The following is a 16,720-nucleotide window of genomic DNA, read 5'->3' on the forward strand; positions in this document are numbered from 1 at the left end:
TTTCTCTTATTTTTTTGTCATTAATCCTAACGCTCCAAACTTACCATTTTCATAATACCATTTATACTCTGCATTATTATTACTAGTTGTTGAAAGAGTTAAAATACCATTATCTACACATTTACTTCTACCATAAGTTATATTTTCTCTAAATTTTACTTGTGTTTTTGAAGAATCCAGAAGAGTTAAAATACCACCACAATTTAAAGAGGGATAAGAAACTGTATAATTATTGTTTTCGATATTTACTTTTACTGACCATGTTACATTATTATTGAATTGCTTAGCTTTTCCAGTCCAAGTTCCTTGAATATTCTTTGTTACTAAATTAACATTTTTAGTCGATATATAATTAGTTTTTGAACTTGCACATCCTGTTAAAGCTATGATAGCAGAAACTACAATTATAATATTTTTCATTTGTTTCCTTCTTTTACTTATTTAATAAATTATAGAAGAATATTCTTTAATTATTAATCTATAATTAGCTAGAATCACAAAAAACTCAGGAAATTATTAATGAATTCACGAAATCTATTTATATTTACACTCCTTATCATCATAGCAACTTATCTTTTTATATTTGGACAAGATAAAACAATAGAATTAATAAAGAATGAGTATTTATTTGTCTTAGCTTTGATTCCTATTACTTTATTACTATTATATTTTAAGATTAAACTCAAAGGAAAAGAGTTAATTGATTTTAATAAAAATAGTGCAATATCTTTGAAAAGTACTATTATGTTTTTTTTGATATTTCAAGTAATAGATTATATTAGTGAAGATGGTTTTATTGGAATGATTAGCTTATGGTTTTTATATTGGGTAATGGGTTTAATAGCCTACTTGTTAATGGAAACTATTAATTATTATAAGAATTACAAAGCTAGGTCTATTTAGACACTAGCTTTTTTATCAAATTCTTCTTGATATTTTCTCATACCTGCGTTTATTTCTGAGTATTGTTCTGCTGTAACATCTTCATCTTGTGACCATTTTACTTCGTCTATTCGACCACCATAAGATAAACCAAACTCTTCGATTGTTTTAGAAAACTCCTCTAAGTCATTACACCTTTGTGTTTTATCTATTACTGTGTCAGTTAAATCAATAAACCAATCATGTGGGTTTTGTCCATTACATTTTATTTTTGCTTCGAAAATTACGCTCATTAGATACCTTTGATTTTTATTTTTGCATTATAACAAATTTAATTTAAATTCACTAGATATATATTTCCACTATCAGTTGAAATATATATATCTGCATTTGGAGATTCAACTACATTTCTAATTCTTTCATTTAAATTATTAAAAAGTCTATTTTCTTTTATTACTTTATCGTTTTTATCTAAAACTATTTGATTTAGATGTTGGAGTTTTAAAGCTCCTGAAAATAAATTTCCTTTTAAATTTTTATATTTTTTTCCACTATATGAAATTAAAGAACTAGGTGCAATTGAAGGAATAAAAGCTTTAATACTGTCTACATAATTTTTATTACTACGATATTCTCCTACATACATTGGATTCCAGTACTCTTTTCCTTTTGAAACAATTGGCCAACCATAGTTAGCACCTTTTTTTATAACATTAATCTCATCACCACCTCTTGGTCCATGTTCATTTGAATATAGTTTTTTACTATTCATATCAAAAAAGAGCCCTTGTGGATTTCTATGCCCATAAGAATATATTTCATCTAAGGCATTAGCATTATTTACAAAAGGATTATCTTTTGGAATTGAACCATCAAGATTAAGTCTTAAAATAGAACCTGCATGAGTTTTTAAATCCTGACCATTATCTCTATTTCCTCTATCTCCAATTGAGAAAAACAAGTGCCCTTTATCATCAAAAGTTATTCTACTTCCAAAATGATGAGAAGCACTTGAGCTTGATTTTGTTACTAATAAATCTTTTACATCAACTAAACTATCAGCTTTTAGTTTTGCTCTTGCCAATGCAGTTGCCCCAAAACCATCTACATTTTTTGAATAAGTAAAATAAATCCAGCCATCTTTATTTTGAATATCAAGTAATCCACCCTGTCCTGAATATAAAACCTTTGGAACATTTTTAATATTTAATTTTTCATTTGTTTTTAAATTTATTAAAATTATCTTTCCATTTTTTTGTGAAATAAGTAATTTATTCTCATCTAAAAAAGTCATTCCCCATACAACTCCAAGGTTTGAGGCTATATTTGTAACTTGCATTTGTGCAAATATAGGGACAATAGTTAATAATATAAAAAATAGTGCTCGCATAATCTCTCCTAAAAATATTTAGTATATTATAACACTATAAAAAATTAATATACAATTTAATTTTAGAACAACATATGGATGAACATATTTTAGGATATACTGATATATAAATTTGAAGAAAGGAAATATTATGGCAAAAGGTAAAGACGTTCAAAAAGCTACAAAAACAGCTTCTACAAAATCATTAAAAGAAAAAAGAGCTGAGAAAAAAGCTAAGAAAAATTCTAAATAATAAAATTTAACTATTTATTAAAGGTGTCAGAAAATAAGGTTAGTTATTCTGACATCAAAACTTATTTATTCGGAATCGGAACTTGAAGATTCTTCTTCAGTTTCATCTTTTGCATCAGCATTTTTTAAAGCTTCTTTTTTCTTTCGTTTTTCTTCTTTTTTCTTTTGCTTTTCTAATTCACGTGCGCGTTTTTCATAATTATAATTAACTTTAGCCATTATCAATCCTGTTTTTTCTCAGTATAACAAAGCACCTAGACATTTGTACTTAAATATATAAACATTTATATAAAAAACTTATTTTAACTTTATAGGAAGTAATGATAAAAAGCTCAAAGCTTCAGGTAAAGAAAACTGTGCTTTTTGTAAATCATTACTTTTAGGATCAATCAAATAATTTCTAGATGTTTCAAAATTTGCTTTTTTCATATTATTACTTATAAAGACACTTTGATCCAAACTACAATTATGGAAAACTGCACTTTCTAGATTACACTCTTCAAAACCTGTATCACTTATTAAAGAATCAATAAATTTCATTTTTCGTAAATCTAAAAGATGAAAAGAGTTTTGAGAAATATTACAAGTATCAAATTTTACATCAAAAGGTTCAACACATGAACTCCAAGAAATTCCTAAAAGTTTTGAATTTTCAAAATTCACATCATTAAAAGTACAGCTTTTTAATTTAGCAAGAGATAAATCACAATTTATAAAAGTACATTCAGTAAACTTACAATTATCAAAAACAGTTTTTGAAAAATCGCACTTGATAAATGTACAATTGTCAAAGTAAATTGCATCTAGATATTTATCTTTATATTCTGTAAATTCTTCTTCCCAATAATCATTTGTTTTAAACATGAAACTCTTTTTTTGTTAATTTTATCATATTTAAAATAAAAAAAAATCTAAAATTTTAAGTAAAAAAGTCCTATTTTTGGTATATTTTCAATAAAATTGATTAAATTAGTTCATTATTCTTGTATATTTAATGAAATTTAGTTAGAATAACAGCAATTGAAAGATGATTTAGAACTTCATTTATGGCATGCTTTATATTGATAACCTACAGTTGCAGTAAAATCACACCACAAGATAGATTCATAAGTTAGATTTTAGACAACAAACAAAAGGAAATAATATGGCATTAGTTAACGGAACAGTAAAATGGTTCAATAGTGAAAAAGGTTTTGGATTTATTGAGCAAGAAGATGGTGGAAAAGATGTATTCGTACACTTCAGAAACATTAATAATTCAGGATACGGAAGAGTATCTTTAGAAGACGGTCAAAAAGTTACTTTCGAAGTAACTGAAGGTGAAAAAGGTCTTCAAGCAGAAAACGTTACTCCTCAATAGTAACTTCTTCATTTATAAGCGGTTTCATCCGCTTATAAACTTTTTTAAAAACAAACTACTTTTTAATGAAATTATTCAATTTTAAAAATCAATTTTCTTCACAACTATTAAATGAAACTGTTAATCATCCTAATATTGAAATAGGAGTATTCTCTTATTACTCAGGATATCATCACCAACACGATTTTGTAGAGTGTGCTAGATATTTACACGATAAAAGAAACGATGTTGATAAACTAATTATTGGCTCATATTGCTCAATTGGTTCTGGTGCTGTTTTCATGATGGCAGGAAATCAAGGACATAATAAAGAATGGCTTAGCACTTATCCTTTTTTCTTTCAAGCAAATATTTTTAAAGATGCAAAAAACGGTTTTGAAAAAGCAGGTAATACAGTAATAGAAAATGACGTTTGGATAGGCAGTGAAGCAATGATCATGCCAGGAGTTAAAATTGGAAATGGAGCAATTATAGCTGCAAGAGCAGTTGTAGTAAAAGATGTAGCACCATATACAGTTGTAGGAGGAAATCCAGCAACACTTATTAAATCGCGATTTGAAAAAGAAGAAATAGAACAATTACTTAAAATGAAATGGTGGAATTGGAGCGAAGATAAAATAAAAGCGTGTATGTCTCTTATTTGTAGTAGCGAAATTTCAAAACTATTTGATTATTGGACTTTAAATAAAAATACTCTAAATTAAATTTTTAAATTACTTCTTACTAACTAAAATCCCCCCTAATACAATTAAAGAAATACCAATAAACGTTAAAATATCAGGAAATAAATCACCTAACATTACTCCAAAACCTACTGCAAAAGGAATACTTGTATAACTTACAACTCCAATAATACTAGCAGGACTTAAGCCATAAGCTCTTGTTAAAAGCCATTGAGAAGCTGTTGATAAAACAGCCATTAAAACTATTAAAAGCCAAACAATCAAATCTGTATGAATAGAAAACTTTACATAAGGCGTAAACAAAAAAAGTAAAAAAGGAATTATCACACCAATTAACATAAAAGAAAGCATGATAACTCTTGCATCATAAATATCTTTTATTTTTTTTATTGTTGCATAAGCAGCAGCTGCAAAGAAACCACCTAATACTCCATAAATATGTTCAATTGATAAAACAATTCCAAAAGGTTTTATAATTAAAACAAGTCCAACAAAACCAATTATTAAGGCAATGAATGTATTAAAATTTATAGATTCTTTCATTAAATAAAAGGCTAAAATTGTTACAAAAAATGGAGATGTTTTATTTAATATAATAGCTTCACCAAGTGGAATTGTTGCAATTGTATAAAAGAAAAACAACATAGCAATTGTTCCAAATAATCCTCGTAAAAAAAGTAAATGAAGTTTTGAAATATTTATAGAAACAGGAAGTTTTTTCAAAGTATAAAGAATGATTAAAACACCTAAAAGATTTCTATAAAATACAATCTCAATAGGATCCATACTTTGTGATAATACTTTTGCAACTGCACTGTTAAGTGCTCCAAAAAAAGCACTAAAAAGCATAAATAGCATTCCCTTATCCATAAGTTTTAAGTTTATTGGCATATTATTCTTCAAGTAATTCTTCAAAATCTTCTTTTGGGGAGCCACAATCAGGACACTCCCAATCTTCAGGTAATTCTTCAAAAGCAGTTCCTGGTTTAATTCCAACATCAGGATCACCAAGTTTTGGTTGATATATATAACCTCTTACTGTACAAAGATAATCATTCATTATACCTCCTTTTTAAGTAGCGTTTTTTCTTCATCAAGAGATAAAAATCGCCATTGGCCACTTTTTATATCAAGAGGAAAACTTCCTATACTAATTCGTGTAAGATTTAAAACCTTTAGAGGTGTTCCAAATTTTGGGTCTTTTAATGCTCCAAATAAACGACGTATATGTCGATTTTTACCTTCATTTATTTGAATTCTTAGTTTTGTTTTAGCTCCACCCATTCCAATTTTTTCAACCATTAAAGCTTTTAGTAAGCCATATTTACTATCAACACCTTTTAAAGCTTGAGAGATATGTTCATCTGTCACATGACCTCTTACCCAGATTTCATATACTTTATCACAATTTCCAGGCTTTGTTAACATATTATTTATTTGCCCATCTTTAGTAAATAATAAAAGTCCTTTTGAGTCTAAATCTAAACGCCCTATTGGCATCCATTGCTCATCAAAAATCCATTGTGGTAAAAAATCATAAACAGTCTTACGACCTACTAAGTCATCAGATCTTGTAACTAAATATCCTTTAGGCTTATTTACTGCTAAGAGTTTTTTTGAATTCTCAAAAGAGTTAGACATTTGATAGTTTCCTTATATATTCTTACTAAACATTAATTTATAATATTAATGCCATTGTATATAAATTTTATAAAGAAGGGGTAAGATGTAGAACTTTTATATTATAAAAGTTCTACTTTTTCTCTAATTGCATCTATTGAATATCGATTTAATTCAATAAAATATGAAAGTATAAAAAAGAATATTGCATATATCATTTGAGAAGACATAATATTCCAATTTTCTTGTAAACCTGAACCAAATACTAATGCTACAATTAATAAAGCACCAACTAGTAAAGTCCTAGATGTAAATAATCCTAATATTAATAAAATACCTATAATTAATTCAACAAAAGGAATTAAATAAGATGATATGCTCACCATAAACTCAGGTAAAATAGTTTTACTAAATTGCCCAATCATCCATGTATTAAAACCTTCAAGATTTAACATTCTAGCAATTCCATGTGTAAGCATATTTACACCCATAGTAAGTCGTAATATTAAATAAGCTAATTCTAAAGTTTTTTGCTTTGTATCATTCATAAATTTTCCCTTTTTTTAAAATAATGATGATTGATAATAAATGATGTATACTCCAGCTACAAGAAGGAAAACAGCACTTATTTTTTGCATATGAGGTAAAATAGAATTAATTTTTCTACTTATAAAATCTTTTGCAAAAATTGAACTCATAATTGTAATTAGCATTAATAAACTAATACCTACAAAATAAGCTACAATATAACTAACACCTAAAGCAGAATTTGGTTCACTAAACGCTTGTGTTGCTACAACCAAGAATAAAGGAAATAAACACCCTAAAGCTCCAATTGCATAAGCAATTCCAAAGAAAAATGCTTCTTTAACTTCATTTTCATGCTTCTTTTGATTCATATGAATATTTACACTAAAATCTTTTCCTAAAAGCATTAAAATTCCAACAATAATAAGAATTGCTCCTAAAGAAATTGCAACATATTTCATATAACTTTTAATCAACTCTGCTGCTACAATAATTAGACCACTTGCAATTGCATATATCACTAAAATACCTAAAATTGAGAAAAATGCTAATTTTAAACCTCTTAACAAAAGATGTAATTTACTTTGTTCTGATACATTATTTCTAGAGATAAAAGATACGATATAAGCTGGAAGAAGTGCTACTGCACAAGGGGCAAAGAATGCAAATACCCCTTGAAGAAATGAAAAGTAAATAAAACTATTCATTGCTCAATGTATCATCTATAAGCTTAGTATATTGCTCTAATGTTAGATGACCTCTATCTTTAAAAGTAACTTCACCTTTTGAATTAACCATAATTGTAGTAGCTTGTCCAGTTACACCAAAATCAACCATAATTTTTGGATTACCAGCAACTGATGGATAAACTAAACCATGTTTATTTGCTAATTTTGTAAGTACTTCATCTGTGTCTGTTGGGTCAATACTAATTGATACAAAATTTACTCTATCTTTATATGTTTTATAAACACTGTTAATTGACGGCCAGTTTTTAGCACAAGTTGGGCACCATGATGCTGTAAAATATACTAATGTTGGTTTTTTAGTCTTTAAAAAACCATCTAAACTTACTTTTTCACCTGTGATTGTTGTTGCTTCAAATTGTGGAGCCATTGCTGGAGCTGCAAACATAGTTCCAATAAATAGTGTTAAACCTAATAAAATCTTTTTCATAATTATCCTTTTATTTTTTGATAAAAGAATAGTAGTAAATTTGTGTGTAGTTATTGTTTAGCCAAATAGATAATATAACATTAACTTATATTAGATTTTTATTTTAAATTTGAAGTAGAGCATCTCGTATTTGCATATAAGCAATCAAAAACTCAAATAACATTCTCCAAAATATTTCCATAAAAATAAATAGAATAATAAAAAAAGAAAGAAATTTTAATTGTTGTTTTTTGCTTAGTGTCTTCCACAATGATTCTTTAATATTCTCATAGGAAGTATTTATTAATTTATATCGTTTAATAGCCCATTTAAGTAAGATCCATGTAATAAAGGGTAAGAAAATTGCACCTAAATAATAAAATATTATTAAAATTTCAGTGCTAATAAAAGTTTTAAATGTAAGAAAATCCATTTTATAAATACCTATACTTTCTAACTTAAAGCTTATAGTTAATCAAAAGAGCAAACTTGCTAAATATATTTAAACAAGTTTTACGTAGATTTCATCAATGATTGACAAAGATGTACTAGAAGTACATCAAGTCAAGATTTAAAATAGATGAGTAAAAATTATTCCCACTCAATTGTTGCTGGTGGTTTAGATGAAATATCATAAACAACTCTATTGATACCATCAACTTCATTAATAATTCTTCTTGAAATTGTTTCTAAAATATCATGAGGAATATATGCAAATGTTGCTGTCATTCCATCTGTTGCATTAACGATTCTTACACAAACAGTGTTATCATAAGTTCTATTATCACCCATAACTCCAACAGATTTTACGTTTAATAAAACTGTAAATGCTTGCCATGTTTTATCATAGTACCCAGTTGCATGAAGAACGTCTAACATGATAGTATCAGCTTTTCTTAAAATTTCTAAATCAGGAGAATTAACATCACCCATAATTCTAATAGCAAGTCCAGGACCAGGGAAAGGATGACGTCCAATCATATCACTTGGAAGGCCAAGCTCAAGTCCTAAAAGTCTTACTTCATCTTTGAATATTTCTCTTAATGGCTCAATTAATTCAAATGTCATCCAATCAGGAAGACCACCAACATTATGGTGTGATTTAATAGTTTTTGAAGGTCCTTTTACAGATACTGATTCAATAACATCTGTGTAAAGTGTACCTTGTGCTAAAAACTCAATGCCATCGTGTTTTTTAGCTTCCTTATCAAATACTTCGATAAATGTTTCACCAATGATTTTTCTTTTTCTTTCAGGGTCTGTAACACCTGCCAATTTAGATAAGAATTCTTCACTTGCATCAACAGTAATTAAAGGCACTCCTCGTGCTTTAAACATAGCTTCAACTTGTGGTCTTTCATTTGCTCTTAAAAGTCCATTATCAACAAATACAGGTACTAACTGATCACCTATAGCTTCAGCTAAAAGTGTTGCAACAACTGATGAATCAACACCACCTGAAACACCACATAATACTTTTTTGTCTCCAACTTGTTCTTTTATTTTAGCAATTTGTTCTTTTGCAAAAGAACCCATATTCCAAGTTGATTCGCAATCACAAATATGTTTTGCAAAGTTTTTAAGAAGTTTTGCCCCTTCATCTGAATGATAAACTTCTGGATGAAATTGGAAAGCATAGATATTTCTATGAGTATCTGCAATAGCAGCATAAGGAGAATTTTCACTTGTTGCAATTTTTTCAAATCCAGCTGGAATATTTTCAACTCTATCACCATGAGACATCCAAACAATTTGACCATCAGTTGTATCTTTAAAAATTGGAGTTTCTTTTTCAAAGTTTAACTTAGCTTTACCATATTCATGATGATCAGCTGGAATAACAGAACCACCAAAATGTTGTGAAATTAATTGCATTCCATAACAAATTCCTAAAATTGGAAGTCCTAATTCAAAAATTGTAGTATCTGGATGATATGAATCTTCAGCATACACAGAAGCTGGACCACCTGAAAGGATAATTCCTTTAGGTGTTCTAGCCATAATATCTTCAATACTTTCAGAATAAGGTACTATTTCAGAATAAACACCTGATTCTCTAAGTTTTCTAGCAATGATTTGTGTATATTGACTACCGAAATCTAATACTATAATTGGTACATGTTTCATATTTTAATATCCTCTTTTTGATTTATCTAAATCGTTTAATTATTGCGATTATATCTAAAAATTTGTTTAATTATGTTTAAAACAATTAATACCTTTTCTGCTTATTTTTTACATAAAAAAAGGCTTCCAAGGAAAACCTTGAAAGCCTTTTAAACTCTTTAGAAAAGAAACTATTATCTAGTGTCCAATTCCTAAAACTTGATATTGTAAATACCAAACTGCAATAGATACAAAGTATCCAATTACAATAGTCCAAGCATATTTCATATGTGCACCAAATGTATAAATACCATGTAATTTACCCATAACACCAACACCGGCTGCAGATCCAAATGAAATCATAGATCCACCAACACCAGCTGTAAGAGTTACAAGCATCCATTGATCAAGTCCCATTTCTGGACTAGCTTTTAAAACTGCAGACATAACAGGAACGTTATCTACAATCGCTGAAAGGAAACCAACACCTATATTTGACCAAGTTGGTCCTAATACTGAAGGGTCGTAAACAACTGCTGCTAATGCTAACCAACCAATAAAGTATAATGCACCTACAGCTGCAAGAATACCAAAGAAGAACATTAATGTATTATTTTCAATTTTTGCCATTGAATGGAAAATATTAAAGTGATCCACACCATATTTTCTTTTTAAGCCATATGAATAAATTTTTAGTAATGATAAACCAAACATCATACCCCACATTGCTGGAAGATGTAATACTTGATGAGACATAACTGCACAGAAAATTGTAAATACACCTAAGAACATTACAACTTTTGCACCTTCAGCCATTACAGGTTTAACTTCTGTAGTCACATCAAATTCTGGTACTTCATTAGGAACGAATCTAGAAAGAATAATAGCTGTTGCTAAGTAACCAAGAATTGAAGCTGGGAATAAGAATAAGAAATCAGTAAATGCACCTTTTCCTGCTGTCCATGCCATAAGTGTAGTAATATCACCAAATGGAGACCATGCACCACCAGCATTAGCTGAAACAACAATATTAATAGCACCTGGTACTAAGAAATCTAATCTTTTCTTTTCAATAGTAATTAATACTGTTGATAAAATAAGAGCTGTTGTTAAGTTATCTGCAATTGGAGAGATAAAGAATGCTAAGAAACCAGTAACCCAGAATAGTTTTCTATATGTCATACCTTTTGAGATTAGTTTATATTTTAATGCATCAAAAACACTCATGTGAATTAATGATTCAATATATGTCATAGCAACAAATAAGAAGAAGAATATTTCAGCAATCTCTAAAATTAAATGTTGTGCTTGTGTGTGAACAAGGCCCATATCCATGTGATTTAGTGAGTAGTAAATAGCTACTAACATAAACATAAAAGTACCTATAAATAAAGCTGGTTTTGCTTTATCTATCTCATATTTTTCTTCTGCTGCAACAAAGTAATACCCTATTACAAAAATAAATAAACATGCGAACCCAACCCATGTCATAGTAATATCTGGTATTGTTCCAGTACTTGCAGAACTTGCAAATAACGAAACTGATGATACCAGTAATGCCATTAATAATTTTATCATTAATTCTCCTTGATATAATGTGCGCCAAGTGATTCCCTACGCTTTAACGCTGTTTCCAAAATAGATTTTGCCGTAAGTAGCCTTAAAAATAATAATCTTCCTACATCTTGCTTCAAATAATCATTAATTTGATGTAAAGATTTTTCTAATTCTTTTGGTTCTCTTACAATTGCTACTGTCTTCCACATAATCTTTCTAAGATTGTTTTTAATATCTTTATCAATCTTTTGATTTCTGATATATGATTTTATACTTTTTGTATAATTTTCTTGTGATATTTTAAAAATATTTTCTAATGAATCTTCAACTGCTATCTGAGAAAATACTAAACCTTCTAGTAAAGAATTTGAAGCTAGCCTATTAGCACCATGAACTCCTGTACAAGCAACTTCCCCTACTGCATATAAGTTTTTCATACCTTTAACTTTTGCATCAAGTGTAGTTTCAATTCCACCCATTGCATAATGAAAAGCAGGAGAAATAGGAACTCTTTGAGATGGTAAATCATAGCCGATGTCTTTCAAATTAGCATAAATATTTGGAAATCTTTTTTGAAAATGTTCTTTTTCAAACATTTCAAAAGATAAAAAAACACCTAAACCAGTTTTTTTATGATAATCAAAAATAGAACGAGATACGACATCACGTGGAGCTAATTCTTCGTCTTCATGATACTCTTTTAAAAATCTGTAGCCATTTTCATCAACAATATGAGCACCCTCACCTCTTAAAGCTTCTGAAAGCAAAGGCTTTCTAGCAAAGTGAGTACCTTTTACAACTGTTGGATGAAATTGCATCATTTCCATATCTTTTAGACTTAATCCTTTATGAGAAATAAGTCCTTGCATTTCACCCGCAATTGCTGTTGAATTTGTATGATATCTATAAAGCGAGCCAATTCCTCCACTTGCAATTATAGTGTTGTGTGCGTAAACTACTCTTTGTTCAGTTTCACTTGTAAAAAACTGGACACCATAACAAATATTGTCTTCAATAAGTAAATCATTTACTACAGCATTTGTTACAATCTCGTGTTTACATTCTTGCAATAAAAAAAGATGAATCATTCGTCCAGTAGCATCTCCATCGGCATGAAGAATTCTATTTCTACTATGTGCTGCCTCTTTTGTAAATGCTAATTCACCTTTAGCATTTAAATCAAACTTTAAACCAGAATCAATTAAGTTTCTAACAGCTTTAAATGATTTCTGACTTAACAGTTCAACTGCTTTTTTATCATTATAGTTTACACCAGCAGTAAGTGTATCTTGGATATGTACAGGAACGTCTGCTTCATCAACAGCAGTTGCAATTCCACCTTGTGCCCAAAAAGTATTACAATCCCATGGAGATTTTTTGCATAATACTAAAACTTTTTTATCTTTAGGGATTAGTCTTGCAGCATTTAAACCTGCAATTCCAGTACCTATTATTATATAATCGTACACCATATTATTTATTAGCTTCTTTATTTACTTTACTTTGTGTAGGTTTGTCTTGTATATAAACGGGATCACCTTTGTATCCACAACCATTAAAAGATAATATAAAACCTGCTATAATAAGCGTATGAAAAAATTGAATGAAATACTTAGTCATCTTAAAAAAAATCCTGAATTCAGAAAAATCAATACCTCTTCTACAATTGAAAAATTTATAGAAGTACTTCCTTTAAAATTAAAAAAAGGAGTTAAATTTGCCTATATAAAAGGCGAAACTTTATATTTTGTATTAACTCATCCTGTTTATAAAATGGAATTTGAGTATAACAAAGCAGATATAAAATCATTATTAAAAATAGCAAACTTTGAAAATGTTACAGATATAGCTTTTTTCATTTCAAACAAAATAGAAAAAAAAGAAAAGATTATTAAAGTAGAACCTTTATATAAAGAAAGAGCAAAAGGTGTCTTTTTCAATAAGGCAAATGATGAAAAAATTCATCAAAAGTTTGAAAATATTAGAAATATTATAAAAGAGTCTTAAAAATTTTTTCTCTTTGCTTATAATCAGAACAAAATTCTCTAACTAAAGCCCAAAACTCTTTTGAATGATTTTTATGTTTTATATGAGCTAATTCATGAATTACTACATATTCAGCTATAAACATAGGAAACTTACAAAGTTGAGTATTAAACTTTAAATCATTTTTATAATTACACGAGCCCCATGTTCTTTTGTTTTTTCTATAATTTATCGAGTTTGGATAAAGTTTCATTAGCTTTGAATACTTTTCTACTAAAGGTGGAATTATAATTTTTATCTCTTCTTTATAAAAATTATCTAGATTTTTTATCTTAAAATCTTTTAGTTTTTTTACTTCACCAAAATATAAAAATTCATCATCCTCAAAACTATTTTTCTTTGATTGCTCTAAAATTTCAAGTATCCAATTCTTTTTTTTCTCTATTAATTCATATGCATCTTGTTTTGAGAAATAAATATTAGCTTTTATGTGAACTTTACTATCAACTACTCTCAAATAACAATGTTTTATATGTTTTTTGTTTTCTAACTTAACAGTAAGTGCCAAAGAATCAAGATTATAGTTAAATTCCAAACTTTTCCTTAAGATTATTTTTGTTATAATCACGTATTATATCATAGAAATATAACACAGATTATATAAGAGGAAACATCTTAATGAAAATTGCAAACAGAATGGAAAACCTATCTACATCGGTTACTATGGCAATTACTGCCCAAGCAAGAGAGCTGAAAGCTCAAGGTAAAGACATATTAAGTTTTAGTGCAGGAGAACCTGACTTTAATACTCCAGAAGTAATTAAACAAGCTGCTATTCAAGCTATTATTGATGGACATACAAAATATACAGCCGTAGAAGGTATTACCGAAACTAAGCAATCAATCATTAATAAGTTAAAAAGAGATCACAATATAGAATATAAATTAGAAAACATTATCATTAGTAATGGAGCTAAGCACTCATTATTTAATCTTTTTCAAGTATTAATTGAAAAAGGTGATGAAGTTATTATTCCAGCTCCATATTGGGTAACTTATCCAGAACAAGTAAAGTTCTCTGATGGAGTTCCTGTTATTATTGAAACAGATGATACAACAGGTTTTAAAGTAACTGCACAACAAGTACAAAAAGCAATTACTTCTAAAACAAAAATTCTTTTATTAAACACTCCTTCTAATCCAACTGGTGCTGTTTATACAAAAGAAGAGTTAACAGCTATTGGAAAAGTACTTGAAGGTACAGATATTTTAGTATTTTCAGATGAAATGTATGAAAAGATCATGTACGATGGGAAGAAGTTTACAGCTGCGGCTGAAGTATCTGACGATATGTATATGAGAACTGTTACAATTAATGGTATTAGTAAATCAGTTGCAATGACAGGATGGAGATTTGGTTATTTAGCAACACCTAAAACAGAACTTGTAAAAGCCATGACAAAACTTCAAGGTCAAGTAACTTCAAATGTAAATTCAATCACTCAATATGCAGCTATTTCTGCACTTGAAGGTGAAGCGGATGATATGATAGAAGTAATGAGAACGGAATTTGAAAAAAGAAGAAATATTGCTGTAAAATCATTTAATAACATTGATGGTCTTACTTGTATTAATCCTGATGGTGCATTTTACTTATTTGTAAATATTCAAGGTGTAACTTCTGATTCAGTTCAATTTTGTGCAGATTTATTGGACAAAAAAGGTGTTGCTTTAGTACCTGGTTTAGCATTTGGAACAGAAGGATATATTAGATTTTCTTTTGCTACAGATCTAGCAACAATTGAAGAAGGTATTAAAAGAATCAAAGAGTTTGTAGAAAGTAAATAATTATGACTCTTCAAAAAAAAGCTACAGTCGTATCAAGTTCAGTTGCGGCACTTCTTACTATTATGAAACTTGTTATAGGAATAGCTAGTGGATCAGTTGCTGTTTTAGCTTCAGCAATTGATTCAGTTCTTGACATGTTTGTTTCACTTTTTAACTATTTTGCAATATCGAATTCAGAAAAACCAGCAGACAAAGAGTTTAATTATGGACGTGGAAAAATTGAAGCCTTGGCTTCAGTTATTGAAGGTACTATAATTACAATTTCTGGTTTATTTTTACTTTATCAAGCAATCAAAAAAGCAATTAATGGTGAAATCTCACAATATATGGGAACATCTATTACAGTTATGATTATATCTTTAATAATAACTATTTCTTTAGTAATTTACTTAAACAAAGTTGCTAAAAAAACAAACTCTATGGTTATAAAAGCAGATGCTTTACATTATAAAACTGATGTATACTCAAATGTTGCTGTATTAACATCATTGGTTTTAGTTCACTTAACAGGCTATGAAATAATTGATGTTCTAGTTGGAAGTGGAATTGCATTATATATTATTTACTCTTCTTATGAATTAATTCATGATGGTGTATTAGTACTACTTGATCGTGCAGTTGAGCATGATATTGTAGAGAAAATAGAAGATATTATAAAAAGTAAAGAAAAAGTAAATACTCATCATCTTTTAAAAACAAGAGAAGCTGGTCATCAAACTTTTGTAGAAGTTCATTTAGTTTTTGATTGTATTATTACATTAATGGATGCACATAGAGTTAGTGATAAAATCGAACAAGAAATAGAAGACCTAGATAAAAATAGAGATTGGATAATCAATATTCATATGGATCCTTATGATGACTTTACAATTAATGATTCAAAATAAAAGGTAAACTATGAAAAAAACTTTTTTAATCTATCTTATTTTAGCTTTAAGTACTTTTTTAAATGCTCAAATAAATTACAATACTGCAAAACTTTATAAAGATGATATTTCAGCTAAGCTGGCATATGAAATGCAAGAAGATGGAGCATTACTTATTGACGTTAGAACAAAAGCAGAATTCAAAGAATTAAGAGCAAAAAGCTCTATTAATATTCCTATTTTTTATGCAAAAAAAGGAAAAAGAGTATTTAATAAATCTTTTTTAAGAGAAATTCATGAAGTATCAAATAAAAATTTATCAAAAAAAATAATCTTAATTTGTAGAAGTGGTTCAAGAACAAAACTTGCTAGCAATCTACTTGCAGAGCAAGGTTTTAACGATATTTATAATGTAAAATATGGATTCCAATTCGATTGGTTAAAAGAAAAACTTCCAACTCAAAAATAATATATAACTTTAAATAATACTAATTCAAACTCTCTTTTG

Annotated in this window: 23 protein-coding genes; 7 read left to right on the plus strand and 16 right to left on the minus strand. The window is 28.3% G+C overall.

Annotation, left to right across the window (positions count from 1 at the left end):
• Nucleotides 1-6: 6 nt before the first annotated feature.
• Nucleotides 7-420 carry a hypothetical protein gene (locus LPB137_RS09210; RefSeq protein ID WP_076087301.1) on the minus strand — a complete coding sequence of 138 codons (414 nt, stop codon included), beginning with the start codon at nt 418-420 and terminating at the stop codon, nt 7-9.
• A 99-nt stretch (nt 421-519) separates the two neighbouring features.
• Here LPB137_RS09210 and LPB137_RS09215 point away from each other — a divergent pair, with 99 nt between their 5' ends.
• Nucleotides 520-903 (plus strand): hypothetical protein, encoded by a 384-nt coding sequence (locus LPB137_RS09215; RefSeq protein WP_076087303.1) that lies wholly within the window; start codon nt 520-522, stop codon nt 901-903.
• On the opposite strand, the gene LPB137_RS09220 is transcribed toward LPB137_RS09215, so the two are convergent.
• The 4 genes from LPB137_RS09220 to LPB137_RS09230 all read right to left on the minus strand — a co-directional run bounded on the left by LPB137_RS09220 (nt 900) and on the right by LPB137_RS09230 (nt 3,367).
• Nucleotides 900-1,175 carry a hypothetical protein gene (locus tag LPB137_RS09220; RefSeq protein ID WP_076087305.1) on the minus strand — a complete coding sequence of 92 codons (276 nt, stop codon included), beginning with the start codon at nt 1,173-1,175 and terminating at the stop codon, nt 900-902. The genes LPB137_RS09215 and LPB137_RS09220 overlap by 4 nt on opposite strands.
• Before the next feature lie 38 nt (nt 1,176-1,213).
• Nucleotides 1,214-2,272, minus strand: coding sequence for a PQQ-dependent sugar dehydrogenase (locus LPB137_RS09225; protein WP_076087307.1), 1,059 nt, complete (start codon nt 2,270-2,272; stop codon nt 1,214-1,216).
• 297 nt (nt 2,273-2,569) lie between these two features.
• Complete coding sequence (locus LPB137_RS14295) at nt 2,570-2,722, minus strand: hypothetical protein (protein ID WP_172802477.1); 153 nt, start codon at nt 2,720-2,722, stop codon at nt 2,570-2,572.
• Between the two features lie 78 nt (nt 2,723-2,800).
• Entirely contained in the window at nt 2,801-3,367 is a 567-nt protein-coding gene (locus LPB137_RS09230) for a pentapeptide repeat-containing protein (protein WP_076087309.1), read from the minus strand.
• Between the two features lie 280 nt (nt 3,368-3,647).
• Here LPB137_RS09230 and LPB137_RS09235 point away from each other — a divergent pair, with 280 nt between their 5' ends.
• Nucleotides 3,648-3,863, plus strand: coding sequence for a cold-shock protein (locus LPB137_RS09235; RefSeq protein ID WP_076087311.1), 216 nt, complete (start codon nt 3,648-3,650; stop codon nt 3,861-3,863).
• Between the two features lie 65 nt (nt 3,864-3,928).
• A complete protein-coding gene (locus LPB137_RS09240) occupies nt 3,929-4,567 on the plus strand; it encodes a CatB-related O-acetyltransferase (protein WP_076087313.1) in 639 nt (212 codons plus the stop codon).
• Nucleotides 4,568-4,576: 9 nt separating this feature from the next.
• Here the strand turns inward: LPB137_RS09240 and LPB137_RS09245 are convergent, their stop codons facing one another.
• The 10 genes from LPB137_RS09245 to nadB form a co-directional block, all read right to left on the minus strand.
• On the minus strand, nt 4,577-5,437 hold the full coding sequence (locus LPB137_RS09245) for a DMT family transporter (protein ID WP_076087315.1): 861 nt from the start codon (nt 5,435-5,437) through the stop codon (nt 4,577-4,579).
• Between the two features lies 1 nt (nt 5,438).
• On the minus strand, nt 5,439-5,606 hold the full coding sequence (locus tag LPB137_RS09250) for a rubredoxin (protein ID WP_076087317.1): 168 nt from the start codon (nt 5,604-5,606) through the stop codon (nt 5,439-5,441).
• Nucleotides 5,606-6,187: a pseudouridine synthase gene (locus tag LPB137_RS09255; protein WP_076087319.1), complete on the minus strand. Its 582-nt coding sequence runs from the start codon at nt 6,185-6,187 to the stop codon at nt 5,606-5,608. The genes LPB137_RS09250 and LPB137_RS09255 overlap by 1 nt, the downstream gene beginning before the upstream one ends.
• 101 nt (nt 6,188-6,288) lie before the next feature.
• Nucleotides 6,289-6,714, minus strand: a complete 426-nt coding sequence (locus LPB137_RS09260; RefSeq protein WP_076087321.1) for a DoxX family membrane protein — start codon at nt 6,712-6,714, stop codon at nt 6,289-6,291.
• 15 nt (nt 6,715-6,729) lie between these two features.
• Nucleotides 6,730-7,401 (minus strand): cytochrome c biogenesis CcdA family protein, encoded by a 672-nt coding sequence (locus LPB137_RS09265; protein ID WP_076087323.1) that lies wholly within the window; start codon nt 7,399-7,401, stop codon nt 6,730-6,732.
• Nucleotides 7,394-7,870, minus strand: coding sequence for a TlpA family protein disulfide reductase (locus tag LPB137_RS09270; protein WP_076087325.1), 477 nt, complete (start codon nt 7,868-7,870; stop codon nt 7,394-7,396). The genes LPB137_RS09265 and LPB137_RS09270 overlap by 8 nt, the downstream gene beginning before the upstream one ends.
• Before the next feature lie 103 nt (nt 7,871-7,973).
• Nucleotides 7,974-8,282: a DUF4282 domain-containing protein gene (locus LPB137_RS14805; protein WP_076087328.1), complete on the minus strand. Its 309-nt coding sequence runs from the start codon at nt 8,280-8,282 to the stop codon at nt 7,974-7,976.
• A gap of 158 nt (nt 8,283-8,440) precedes the next feature.
• Nucleotides 8,441-9,976 carry a glutamine-hydrolyzing GMP synthase gene (guaA, locus tag LPB137_RS09280; protein ID WP_076087330.1) on the minus strand — a complete coding sequence of 512 codons (1,536 nt, stop codon included), beginning with the start codon at nt 9,974-9,976 and terminating at the stop codon, nt 8,441-8,443.
• A gap of 177 nt (nt 9,977-10,153) precedes the next feature.
• A complete protein-coding gene (gene nhaD / locus LPB137_RS09285) occupies nt 10,154-11,533 on the minus strand; it encodes a sodium:proton antiporter NhaD (RefSeq protein ID WP_076087332.1) in 1,380 nt (459 codons plus the stop codon).
• Nucleotides 11,533-12,984 (minus strand): L-aspartate oxidase, encoded by a 1,452-nt coding sequence (nadB, locus tag LPB137_RS09290; RefSeq protein ID WP_076087334.1) that lies wholly within the window; start codon nt 12,982-12,984, stop codon nt 11,533-11,535. The genes nhaD and nadB overlap by 1 nt, the downstream gene beginning before the upstream one ends.
• A 118-nt stretch (nt 12,985-13,102) precedes the next feature.
• Between nadB and LPB137_RS09295 the strand changes: the two genes are divergently transcribed.
• Nucleotides 13,103-13,519 (plus strand): DciA family protein, encoded by a 417-nt coding sequence (locus LPB137_RS09295; RefSeq protein WP_076087336.1) that lies wholly within the window; start codon nt 13,103-13,105, stop codon nt 13,517-13,519.
• Here the strand turns inward: LPB137_RS09295 and LPB137_RS09300 are convergent.
• Nucleotides 13,503-14,093, minus strand: coding sequence for a M48 family metallopeptidase (locus tag LPB137_RS09300; RefSeq protein ID WP_076087338.1), 591 nt, complete (start codon nt 14,091-14,093; stop codon nt 13,503-13,505). The genes LPB137_RS09295 and LPB137_RS09300 overlap by 17 nt on opposite strands.
• 83 nt (nt 14,094-14,176) lie before the next feature.
• On the opposite strand from LPB137_RS09300, the gene LPB137_RS09305 reads away from it, so the two are divergent.
• From LPB137_RS09305 to LPB137_RS09315, 3 genes are read left to right on the plus strand one after another with little or no spacing between them, the layout of a single operon-like run.
• On the plus strand, nt 14,177-15,346 hold the full coding sequence (locus tag LPB137_RS09305) for a pyridoxal phosphate-dependent aminotransferase (RefSeq protein WP_076087340.1): 1,170 nt from the start codon (nt 14,177-14,179) through the stop codon (nt 15,344-15,346).
• Nucleotides 15,347-15,348: 2 nt separating this feature from the next.
• Nucleotides 15,349-16,233, plus strand: coding sequence for a cation diffusion facilitator family transporter (locus tag LPB137_RS09310; protein WP_172802478.1), 885 nt, complete (start codon nt 15,349-15,351; stop codon nt 16,231-16,233).
• A gap of 10 nt (nt 16,234-16,243) precedes the next feature.
• Nucleotides 16,244-16,681 carry a rhodanese-like domain-containing protein gene (locus tag LPB137_RS09315; RefSeq protein WP_076087344.1) on the plus strand — a complete coding sequence of 146 codons (438 nt, stop codon included), beginning with the start codon at nt 16,244-16,246 and terminating at the stop codon, nt 16,679-16,681.
• The last annotated feature ends 39 nt before the right edge of the window (nt 16,682-16,720 follow it).

It is taken from the genome of Poseidonibacter parvus (genome assembly GCF_001956695.1).
In the GTDB taxonomy this organism is placed as follows: domain Bacteria; phylum Campylobacterota; class Campylobacteria; order Campylobacterales; family Arcobacteraceae; genus Poseidonibacter; species Poseidonibacter parvus.

Bases quoted from the DNA above. Each gene is read 5' to 3' on its own strand.
- LPB137_RS09225 (WP_076087307.1), bottom strand. From the start codon at position 2,272: ATGCGAGCACTATTTTTTATATTATTAACTATTGTCCCTATATTTGCA.
- LPB137_RS09310 (WP_172802478.1), top strand. From the start codon at position 15,349: ATGACTCTTCAAAAAAAAGCTACAGTCGTATCAAGTTCAGTTGCGGCA.
- LPB137_RS09255 (WP_076087319.1), bottom strand. From the start codon at position 6,187: ATGTCTAACTCTTTTGAGAATTCAAAAAAACTCTTAGCAGTAAATAAG.
- LPB137_RS09235 (WP_076087311.1), top strand. From the start codon at position 3,648: ATGGCATTAGTTAACGGAACAGTAAAATGGTTCAATAGTGAAAAAGGT.
- LPB137_RS09295 (WP_076087336.1), top strand. From the start codon at position 13,103: ATGAAAAAATTGAATGAAATACTTAGTCATCTTAAAAAAAATCCTGAA.
- LPB137_RS09305 (WP_076087340.1), top strand. From the start codon at position 14,177: ATGAAAATTGCAAACAGAATGGAAAACCTATCTACATCGGTTACTATG.
- LPB137_RS09260 (WP_076087321.1), bottom strand. From the start codon at position 6,714: ATGAATGATACAAAGCAAAAAACTTTAGAATTAGCTTATTTAATATTA.
- LPB137_RS14805 (WP_076087328.1), bottom strand. From the start codon at position 8,282: ATGGATTTTCTTACATTTAAAACTTTTATTAGCACTGAAATTTTAATA.
- LPB137_RS09250 (WP_076087317.1), bottom strand. From the start codon at position 5,606: ATGAATGATTATCTTTGTACAGTAAGAGGTTATATATATCAACCAAAA.
- nadB (WP_076087334.1), bottom strand. From the start codon at position 12,984: ATGGTGTACGATTATATAATAATAGGTACTGGAATTGCAGGTTTAAAT.
- LPB137_RS09245 (WP_076087315.1), bottom strand. From the start codon at position 5,437: ATGCCAATAAACTTAAAACTTATGGATAAGGGAATGCTATTTATGCTT.
- LPB137_RS09315 (WP_076087344.1), top strand. From the start codon at position 16,244: ATGAAAAAAACTTTTTTAATCTATCTTATTTTAGCTTTAAGTACTTTT.
- LPB137_RS09240 (WP_076087313.1), top strand. From the start codon at position 3,929: ATGAAATTATTCAATTTTAAAAATCAATTTTCTTCACAACTATTAAAT.
- LPB137_RS09265 (WP_076087323.1), bottom strand. From the start codon at position 7,401: ATGAATAGTTTTATTTACTTTTCATTTCTTCAAGGGGTATTTGCATTC.
- LPB137_RS14295 (WP_172802477.1), bottom strand. From the start codon at position 2,722: ATGGCTAAAGTTAATTATAATTATGAAAAACGCGCACGTGAATTAGAA.
- nhaD (WP_076087332.1), bottom strand. From the start codon at position 11,533: ATGATAAAATTATTAATGGCATTACTGGTATCATCAGTTTCGTTATTT.
- LPB137_RS09215 (WP_076087303.1), top strand. From the start codon at position 520: ATGAATTCACGAAATCTATTTATATTTACACTCCTTATCATCATAGCA.
- LPB137_RS09220 (WP_076087305.1), bottom strand. From the start codon at position 1,175: ATGAGCGTAATTTTCGAAGCAAAAATAAAATGTAATGGACAAAACCCA.
- LPB137_RS09230 (WP_076087309.1), bottom strand. From the start codon at position 3,367: ATGTTTAAAACAAATGATTATTGGGAAGAAGAATTTACAGAATATAAA.
- guaA (WP_076087330.1), bottom strand. From the start codon at position 9,976: ATGAAACATGTACCAATTATAGTATTAGATTTCGGTAGTCAATATACA.
- LPB137_RS09270 (WP_076087325.1), bottom strand. From the start codon at position 7,870: ATGAAAAAGATTTTATTAGGTTTAACACTATTTATTGGAACTATGTTT.
- LPB137_RS09210 (WP_076087301.1), bottom strand. From the start codon at position 420: ATGAAAAATATTATAATTGTAGTTTCTGCTATCATAGCTTTAACAGGA.